This is a genomic window from Arthrobacter sp. Dra40, from assembly GCF_059091905.1.
Window position 1 is genome coordinate 1 of the sequence record NZ_JBNHHB010000228.1, and the last position, 7,816, is coordinate 7,816.

Annotated in this window: 9 protein-coding genes and 1 pseudogene; all 10 read right to left on the reverse strand. The window is 65.2% G+C overall.

Annotation, left to right across the window (positions count from 1 at the left end; all coding sequences use genetic code 11):
* Window positions 1–164 precede the first annotated feature (164 nt).
* Window positions 165–977 carry a F0F1 ATP synthase subunit delta gene (locus tag AC5RWT_RS32065; RefSeq protein ID WP_494083748.1) on the reverse strand — a complete coding sequence of 271 codons (813 nt, stop codon included), beginning with the start codon at window positions 975–977 and terminating at the stop codon, window positions 165–167.
* On the reverse strand, window positions 977–1,525 hold the full coding sequence (locus AC5RWT_RS32070) for a F0F1 ATP synthase subunit B (RefSeq protein WP_494083749.1): 549 nt from the start codon (window positions 1,523–1,525) through the stop codon (window positions 977–979). The genes AC5RWT_RS32065 and AC5RWT_RS32070 overlap by 1 nt, the downstream gene beginning before the upstream one ends.
* 48 nt (window positions 1,526–1,573) lie before the next feature.
* Entirely contained in the window at window positions 1,574–1,777 is a 204-nt protein-coding gene (gene atpE / locus AC5RWT_RS32075) for an ATP synthase F0 subunit C (RefSeq protein WP_074701684.1), read from the reverse strand.
* 64 nt (window positions 1,778–1,841) lie between these two features.
* Entirely contained in the window at window positions 1,842–2,648 is an 807-nt protein-coding gene (gene atpB, locus AC5RWT_RS32080) for a F0F1 ATP synthase subunit A (protein WP_493966162.1), read from the reverse strand.
* 86 nt (window positions 2,649–2,734) lie between these two features.
* The gene (locus AC5RWT_RS32085; RefSeq protein WP_494083750.1) at window positions 2,735–3,007 is read right to left on the reverse strand and encodes a hypothetical protein; all 273 of its coding nucleotides are present in this window, start codon (window positions 3,005–3,007) and stop codon (window positions 2,735–2,737) included.
* A complete protein-coding gene (locus tag AC5RWT_RS32090; protein WP_494083751.1) occupies window positions 2,997–3,512 on the reverse strand; it encodes a Cg1360 family ATP-synthase-associated protein in 516 nt (171 codons plus the stop codon). The genes AC5RWT_RS32085 and AC5RWT_RS32090 overlap by 11 nt, the downstream gene beginning before the upstream one ends.
* A gap of 88 nt (window positions 3,513–3,600) precedes the next feature.
* Window positions 3,601–4,614: an MraY family glycosyltransferase gene (locus tag AC5RWT_RS32095; protein WP_494083752.1), complete on the reverse strand. Its 1,014-nt coding sequence runs from the start codon at window positions 4,612–4,614 to the stop codon at window positions 3,601–3,603.
* Complete coding sequence (locus AC5RWT_RS32100) at window positions 4,611–6,497, reverse strand: polysaccharide biosynthesis protein (protein ID WP_494083753.1); 1,887 nt, start codon at window positions 6,495–6,497, stop codon at window positions 4,611–4,613. The genes AC5RWT_RS32095 and AC5RWT_RS32100 overlap by 4 nt, the downstream gene beginning before the upstream one ends.
* Window positions 6,498–6,508: 11 nt before the next feature.
* A pseudogene (locus AC5RWT_RS32105) lies at window positions 6,509–7,168 on the reverse strand (L-threonylcarbamoyladenylate synthase); the annotation flags it as partial.
* Between the two features lie 18 nt (window positions 7,169–7,186).
* Window positions 7,187–7,816: peptide chain release factor N(5)-glutamine methyltransferase (gene prmC, locus AC5RWT_RS32110; protein ID WP_494083754.1), on the reverse strand; the 630-nt coding region annotated here is incomplete at its 5' end.

Consider the following 7,816-nt stretch of genomic DNA (forward strand, 5'->3'; position numbering starts at 1 on the left):
CGCCGCGAACTCGTTCAGCGCATTGCGGACGTCGTCGGCGTTGATGGTCAATTCGGCCATCTGCAGTCCCTGCTCTCCTGTGTTTGTGATCATCGCGTGGTGCGCGACGACCGGTGTGTAATTCAGTCTGTGTGAGGCTTCCGGTCCCAGTCTCCGTGAGGAAACTACACCGTGAGACTCCGGCGGAGTTCAGCCAGGCGGGAGATCACGGACGCGTCCACGACCTCGTCCCCGACCATGACCCGCACGCCGCCAACCAGTCGCGGATCGACATTGACGTGCATCCGCAGCTCGCGGCCGTACAGCCGGTTGAGGCCGGCCTGCAGACGGGACGCCTGCTCGCCGGTCAGCGGACGGGTAACGCTGACCTCGGCGATCCAGCGCTGCTGGCGCTTGGCCACCAGCTGGATAAACCGCTCTACCAAGGCCGACGGCTTAATGCCGCGCGGAGCGGACACCGCCTGCCGGATCAGCAGCTGGGCTGCGGGACCCGCGGCCGGCACCAGCTTCTGTGCCAGTGCCGTTCTGGCTTCTTCCGAAGCCTGGGGTTCAACCAAGGCGCGCTGCAGGTCGTGGTCCGACCCGACAATGCGGTTGAACGCGAACAGGTCGCTCTCCAGACCTTCGAGTCCGTCAATCCCCTGGCCCTTTTCTGCAACGGCGACAGCCGTGGTGGCCGCCAGGGTCTCCAAGGCGTCCCCGATATCGCGCGCAGAGGCCCAGCGCGAGGCAGCCAGCGAGGTGACGATGTCCCGGGCATCTGCCGAGACCTTCCCCTCCAGGAGACGGCCGAACAATTCGGCCTTCTCGCTGCTGTCGCGCGCCGGATCGGTCAGGGCGCGGCGCAGTCCGGCATTGCTGTCCAGCAGGCCAAGGATCCCAAAGAGTTCCTCTGCCAGGGACAGCGAAGCGGTGGGAAGCTTAGCCTCCAGCTCCTGCTGTGCCGCTTTCAGTGACTCGCTCGATACACCGGCCATTATTTAGCAGCACCTGCACTCTGAGACTCAAGATCGGCGAGGAAGCGGTCCACGACGCGGGCAGCACGCTCATCGTCGTTCAGCGCCTCACCGACAATCTTGCCAGCCAGTTCGGTTGCCAGGGAGCCGACTTCGCTGCGCAGCGAAGTCACGGCAGCCTGACGCTCGGCGTCAATCTGGACCTGGGCCTGCTCGCTGATGCGTGCTGCCTCGGCCTGCGCCTTTTCCTTCAGCTCCGCCAGGATCTGGGCGCCTTCGGCGCGGGCGTCCTCGCGGATGCGGTTGGCCTCTGCCCGGGCGTCCATCAACTGCTGCTTGTACTCGTCCAACGCAGCGCTGGCTTCGGCCTGGGCGGCCTCGGCCTTGGCGATCCCGCCCTCGATGGCTTCGGTGCGCTCTGCATACGTCTTCTCGAACGCCGGAACGACGAACTTTCCGACGATGTACATGAGAATCCCGAAGCCGATCAGCGTGACGACGATTTCCCAGATGTTAGGGATCAGAGGGTTAGCACCCTCCGCGGCGGCGAGGATCATTACCTGATTCATATCTCACCCGTCCTATCTACTCGGTGTGGATGGTCCGCGTTGCCCTGATTAGAGGACGAACGCGAACACCAGACCGAGGATGGCCAGTGCTTCAGTCAGCGCCAGACCCAGGAATGCGATCGGCTGCAGCACGCGCTGTGCCTCGGGCTGGCGGGCAACGCCATTGATGTAAGCAGCGAACACGAGGCCCACACCGATGGCACCGCCGATGGCGGAGAGACCGTAACCGACGAGGTTGATATTGCCTTCCATTATTTTCCTTTCAAGATGCCCAGGGGGCAGGTTGTTGGTTCAGGTTCTTCCCCAGTGGGGAAATTTAGTGTTCCTCGGCCAGTGAGCCTTGGATGTAGATCGCGGTCAGCAGCACGAACACGTACGCCTGCAGGACCTGGATCAGGATTTCGAAGAAGTACATGCCCACGCCGCCGGCGAGGGTGAGGATGCCCAGCGGCTTGAACCAGAAGTCGGCATCCATCAGCAGGAATTCCGAGCCGGCGGCAGCCAGCATGATGATCAGGTGACCGGCCAGCATGGTGGCGAACAGACGGAGGCTGTGCGTGACCGGGCGGACCAGGAAGGTGGAGATGATCTCAATGAGCACGACCAGCGGAAGGATCGCCTTCGGTACACCGCTGGGAACAACGGCAAGCTTGAAGTAGCCGATGCCGTGCTTCCTGATGCCCAGGACAATCCAGGTGATGTAGACGACGCCGGCCAGGGCGTAGGCGGTGCCCACGTGCGACGGAGTCGGCAGCTGCAACAGCGGGATGGAACCGAAGAGGTTGTTCACCAGGATGAAGAAGAACAGTGCCATCAGCAGCGGGACGAACGGCCTGAAATCGCGCTCACCGATGATGTCCTTGCCCACGGAGTTGCGGACGAAGTTGTAGCTCAGTTCACCCAGGTGCTGCAGCTTGCCCGGGACAAGCTGGCGGCGGCGGGAGGCGGCAATGAAGAACCAGGAAATAAGTGCGACGGACAGCAGCACCAGCAGCATCTGCTTGCCGAAACCCTCACCGTACGGGGCCATCCACGGGAGAATCTCCGGTAGATGCATATCTTCGAGGCTCGGTGGGACGAAGCCACCTTCATCAGCGGCCGCCGGAAGCGCAAGCGCGATCAACGCGTTTCCTCTCTGCAGTGTCCATCTTTGGGCGTTTCAGGGTGGGTCGCCATCAAGGCAGGCCACCATATAAAGTTTTCTGACATTCAGGTGTGGTCCCCCGGGCCGTCCTCATGGCGGCGTCGAGCGCCGCGCGTGAGTTTGTGTGAGCGGGCCAGATAATATCCGCCTCCAGCGCCCAGAACGGCACCGACGAAAATCAGCCAGCGGGTATCCAACAGATAGTCCAACCCCCAGCCTACCAAACCCCAGGCGATGATCCCGCCAAGGATATAGGTGAGGACGGTGTTGCCGCCTCGGTAGGTGGAGTCGTCCCCGGAACCGCTCCCCGCAGGGCCGGAGGATCCTTTACTTGCCATGTTCGGCCTCCCCCTTCGGTTGCCGGCGGCCAGCCGCAGGCTCGCCCTCGGGATCGGAGTACAGCTGATGGCGCGTGCGCGAAAAAGCGAACACCTCAGCCGCCTGCCAGACCACCACCGTGGCAACCGCCGCAACGAAGAACCATGTGCGCTCGAGCCAGTCCGGGGTGCCAAGGATAAAGAGCGCTGCTCCAAAACCCACCACCTTCAGCACGTAGGCGGCGATGAACGCACCGATGGCACCGGACGGATTCGACCGGCCCACGAAGTGGCCCACGAGCAGGCTGATGCCGAAGAACAGGATGACCAGCGCCGCGCCGAGCAGGGCGCTCAAGGCGCCTTGCCCGCCCGCGGTTACCGCCGCAACCGCCATGATCAGCACGGCGACTGCGCCGCTGGCGACCAAGGAGGTGCGCAGGATCTTTAGCCACGGCGACCGGGTGGGGCCGGATGCATTGACAGCTGTGCCAGCGGCAGTATTGCCGTCGTGGCGGGAAGCGCTCATTGCTGTCCGTTCGGTCGCTGTGGTGGGCCGGAACCGGCCGGATCAATTCTACATGAGATAGAACTGGGCCACGACTCCCGGACCGCTGTTACGCTGCAGGTCCTGCGGCATTTGATGGCCGGCGGCTAAAGAGCATCGGCGCGCGCAGATAGAAAACCACGACGGCCGCGCACGCGGCGACGGCGGCTACCTTGCCCGCGAGGGAGGATTCGGCCGCCAGGTAGCCGCAGAAACCGGTCAGCAGGGAACAGGCCGTCACCAGCAGCGCCGACTGCACATGGCTGAAGCCCACGTCCGTCAGCCGCTGGTAGGCGTGCTGGCGGTGCGGGGCATACCACCGCTCCCCCGCGCTGATCCGGCGAAGCAACGTGGCCAAGGTGTCGGCGAGATAGATGGCCACCGGCCCCAACAGGTACTCGGCCTGCACGCCGTCCAGAAAGGCGGTGATCCCCAGCATGGCCAGGCCTGCTCCCAAAAGGTAGCTGCCGACGTCGCCCAGGAAGACATTGCCCCGGCCCAGATTCCACGGCAGGAACGCCACAAACGCCGCCGCCAGCACGGTCCCGCCGACCACCAGCCAGTTATGGCCGGTGGCCGCCCCGGTGCCGGCGAACATCAGTCCCACGGCAGTGCCGTGCAGTCCGGAAATCCCGTTAATGCCGTCCATGAAGTTGGCGATGTTAATGTAGGCGGCCAGCGCCAGGGCACCCAGCGGCAGCCACCACCAGGTCTGGCCGGTGAGTCCGATGGCCAATGCGGTACCGCCTGCTCCGATGCCCAGCTGCAGCGCGGCCCGTCCGCGGATGGAAAGCCCGCGGAAGTCTTCGACCCAGCCCAGCAGCGCCGCCGCGGCGGCAACCCCGGCGACCGCGAGCAACAGCTGCGGAGCCGCGACGGCGCCCCCAAACGCCGCAATCACAAGACCTGCCAACAGTCCGGCCGCCACCGTAATGCCGACGCCGCGAACGACGACGCGGGTGTGCGAGGACCGTTCGTTCGGCACATCCAGCACGCCGAGCCGCTTCAGCAGCGGGATCAGCGCGAACGGCAGCAGCAGGCTCACCAAAAGCGCCGCCGCAACGGCCACCACGGCTGCGGTCACGAGGTCCGCTCCCGCCCGTCGGCCTTGAGTCCGGCCTCAAGTTCGTCGTCGGCAGCGATCGCGGCAGAAACGATATCCATGGCGCCGGTGGATACCGAGACCAGGTCCTGCCGGCTCTTCCACTCCGCCAGGCTCATCCGGTCCGGGTCCAGGCCGTCGATCGAGGCATGCGAGATCTTCGGATGCAGGGGCCGGGAATCGGTTTCGCCTTCCCCGATCAGGTCTTCGTGCAGTTTCTCGCCAGGGCGCAGTCCGGTGAAGACGATCTCCACGTCTTTGCCCGACATTGCGATCATGCGCTGGGCAACGTCCAGAATCTTCACCGGTTCGCCCATGTCCAGTATCAGCACTTCCCCGCCGCTGCCAATGGCGCCGGCTTGGATCACCAGCTGGCAGGCTTCCGGAATCGTCATGAAGAACCTGGTGGCTGCGGCGTCGGTAACCGTGACCGGACCACCCTTGCGGATCTGTTCGCTGAACAGCGGCAGAACCGACCCCCGGCTGCCCAGCACGTTGCCGAACCGCACGGACACATACTTCTGTCCGGTCTGCTGCGCCACCCATGCCGTCAGTTTTTCGGCCACTCGCTTGGAGTGGCCCAAAACCGTGGTGGGGTTGGCCGCCTTGTCCGTGGAGACGTTGACGAAGGTGGTCACTCGTGCGGCGCGGGCGGCACGCAGCACATTCCGCGACCCGAGCACGTTGGTCTTCCAGGCTTCCTCCGGGTACTGCTCCAGCAGGGACACGTGTTTGAGGGCGGCAGCGTGGAACACCACTTCCGGCTTGCGGTCCAGGAAGATCGCTTCGAGGGTGGCGGCGTCGCGGATATCAGCGAGAACTGTGTCTTTGCCCGTGAGCAGACCCTGGCCGGTGATCGAAATCTGCGTGCCCTGCAGTCCGCTCTCGTCACGGTCCAGCATGATCAGTTCAGCCGGTTGGAAGGCGTGGATCTGGCGGCACAGCTCCGAACCGATGGAGCCGCCGGCGCCCGTGACCAGCACGCGCTTGCCGGTGACATAGTGGGCGATTTCTTCGACATGGATGTCCACCGGCTGGCGTCCGATGAGGTCTTCGATGGCCACCTCGCGGAAGGAGAAGTCCTGCCGGCCGGTGAGCATTTCCTTCAGCGGCGGTACCACCAGCACCCGCATGTTCCGGCCGGCAATGCTGTCGGAGATCTGTCGCATCTGTGCAGAGTCGATGTCCGCGATCGCCACCAGCAGCACGGTTGCCCCGGTGCGGTGCGCGATCTCCGGCAGGTCTTCCATGCGGCCCAGGACCGGAACCGAGGCAATGCGCAGGTGCTTCTTGGCCGGATCGTCGTCGATGAGGCCCACCGGCAGCCAGGGCGAGGCCGGGTCGTTGCTCATCCGGGTCACGATGTTGTTGCCGACGAACCCTGCCCCGTAGATCAGGGTCCGCTCAGCCTGTTCGCCCGGTTTGGCTTTGCTTTCGACATACATCCGCTTCAGGTAGCGCACCGCCGCCATGAACAGGCAGGCGAAGGGGAAGGCAATCAGTCCGGTGCCGCGGGCGATGCCCAGCGAGATGCCAAACAGCAGCAGGCCGACGGTCAGGATCACCGAAACCGAGATGGTCACCATGACCAGCAGTTTGGCCTCGTGGAAGCTGCCAAAACTGTAGCGGCCCTTGTAAAGCGCGAAGGCCGACCCAACGGCTACCTGGGCCGCAATCGCCAGCGCACAGAGCAGAATGATGCCGGGAACCTTGGCAGGACTGAGCGCCATTTCGTACCGCAGGAAAACTGCCAGAACGATGGCCACGACCCAGGCCAGGGAGTCCAGCAGGATCTGCGACCAGAGCCACAGGGCGCGGTCGCTGCTGGCCGTCTTGCCGTTGGAAAGAGCCGAATCGTGGGTCATGCTTCTACAGTCTCTCCCAGTCCCAGGACGCCCGGCACAACAGTGCGCAAGGTCGCCAGGCTGATCGTGCCTTCGCGTACCACCTTCAGGGTGCTCGAGGTGCAATCGACAATCGTGGAGGGCACCGCCGTCGTGCCGCCAACGGGACGGAAGCCGTCTTCCAGGTAGACGTCCACTGACTCGGCCAGCTGCTCCATGGCCTGGGCAGCGGTCTGCGCAGAGGGCTGGCCGGTGCGGTTTGCTGAGGACACGGCCAGCGGTCCGGTAGCTGCCAGCAGCTCCAGCGCCAGCTCGTCGTCGGGCATGCGCAGGGCTACGGTGCCTTTGGTTTCGCCCAGATCCCAGGTCAGCGACGGCTGCGCGCGGAAAATCAGTGTCAGCCCGCCCGGCCAAAAGGCATCGGCGAGGGCACGGGCTTCCTCACTCACCTCGGTGGCGAGTCCATCCATGGTCTGCGGCCGCGGCACCAGCACCGGCGGAGGCATCTTGCGTCCGCGGCCCTTGGCCGCGAGCAGCGTGGCTACGGCCTGCGGAGAGAAGGCGTCGGCAGCGATTCCGTAGACCGTGTCCGTCGGCATGACCACACACAGGCGGTCGGCGATGGCAGCCTGTGCTGCCGCCAGTCCCTCGCTGCGTTCTGCGGCGTCGGTGCAGTTGAAGGTAGTGCTCACAGTTTCATTGTTCCATTCTCATAACCGAACAGCCGACGTGGCCCGCTCGCGCCCGGTCAGATCGTACTCCGTGGTGACCTGGCGCCAGCATTGCGCAGAGTTCAGCAGGGACAGCACGGCGGCAGCCTGGACTTCGGCATGCTCCATGATGAAATAGCCGCCGGGTTTCAGCAGCCGCGCAGCCGTGGCCGCGGTGGCCGCCGGCAGGTCCATGCCGTCCGCTCCCCCGCCGTAGAGGGCCATCTGCGGGTCGTGGTCGGCGACCTCGGGCTCGCGCGGGACGGCTTCCGCGGGGATGTACGGCGGATTGGAGACGACGACGTCGAAGGTTCCGTCGTGTGCGGACAGCGCCGTGCGCAGGTCTTCCCTCAGCAGTGTGACGCCCAGCGGCGCCAGGTTCCGTTCGGCCCAGGCGTGCGCGAGCTCGCTCAGCTCCACCGCGAAGACGGCGGCGCCGGGCACCTCGCTCGCGACGGCGGCGGCGATCGCGCCGGAACCGGTGCCCAGGTCCACGACCTTGGCGGCCGGCAGGGCCCGCGCGCGGTCGACGGCGTGCTGGGCGACGGTTTCGGTCTCCGGGCGCGGCACGAACACGCCCGGTCCCACCTGCAGCTCAAGGTGCCGGAAGAAGGCCCGTCCGGTGATGTA

Coding starts and splice junctions, on each gene's coding strand:
- AC5RWT_RS32100 (WP_494083753.1), bottom strand. CDS start 6,497: ATGACCCACGATTCGGCTCTTTCCAACGGCAAGACGGCCAGCAGCGAC.
- atpE (WP_074701684.1), bottom strand. CDS start 1,777: ATGGAAGGCAATATCAACCTCGTCGGTTACGGTCTCTCCGCCATCGGC.
- AC5RWT_RS32090 (WP_494083751.1), bottom strand. CDS start 3,512: ATGAGCGCTTCCCGCCACGACGGCAATACTGCCGCTGGCACAGCTGTC.
- AC5RWT_RS32065 (WP_494083748.1), bottom strand. CDS start 977: ATGGCCGGTGTATCGAGCGAGTCACTGAAAGCGGCACAGCAGGAGCTG.
- AC5RWT_RS32085 (WP_494083750.1), bottom strand. CDS start 3,007: ATGGCAAGTAAAGGATCCTCCGGCCCTGCGGGGAGCGGTTCCGGGGAC.
- AC5RWT_RS32070 (WP_494083749.1), bottom strand. CDS start 1,525: ATGAATCAGGTAATGATCCTCGCCGCCGCGGAGGGTGCTAACCCTCTG.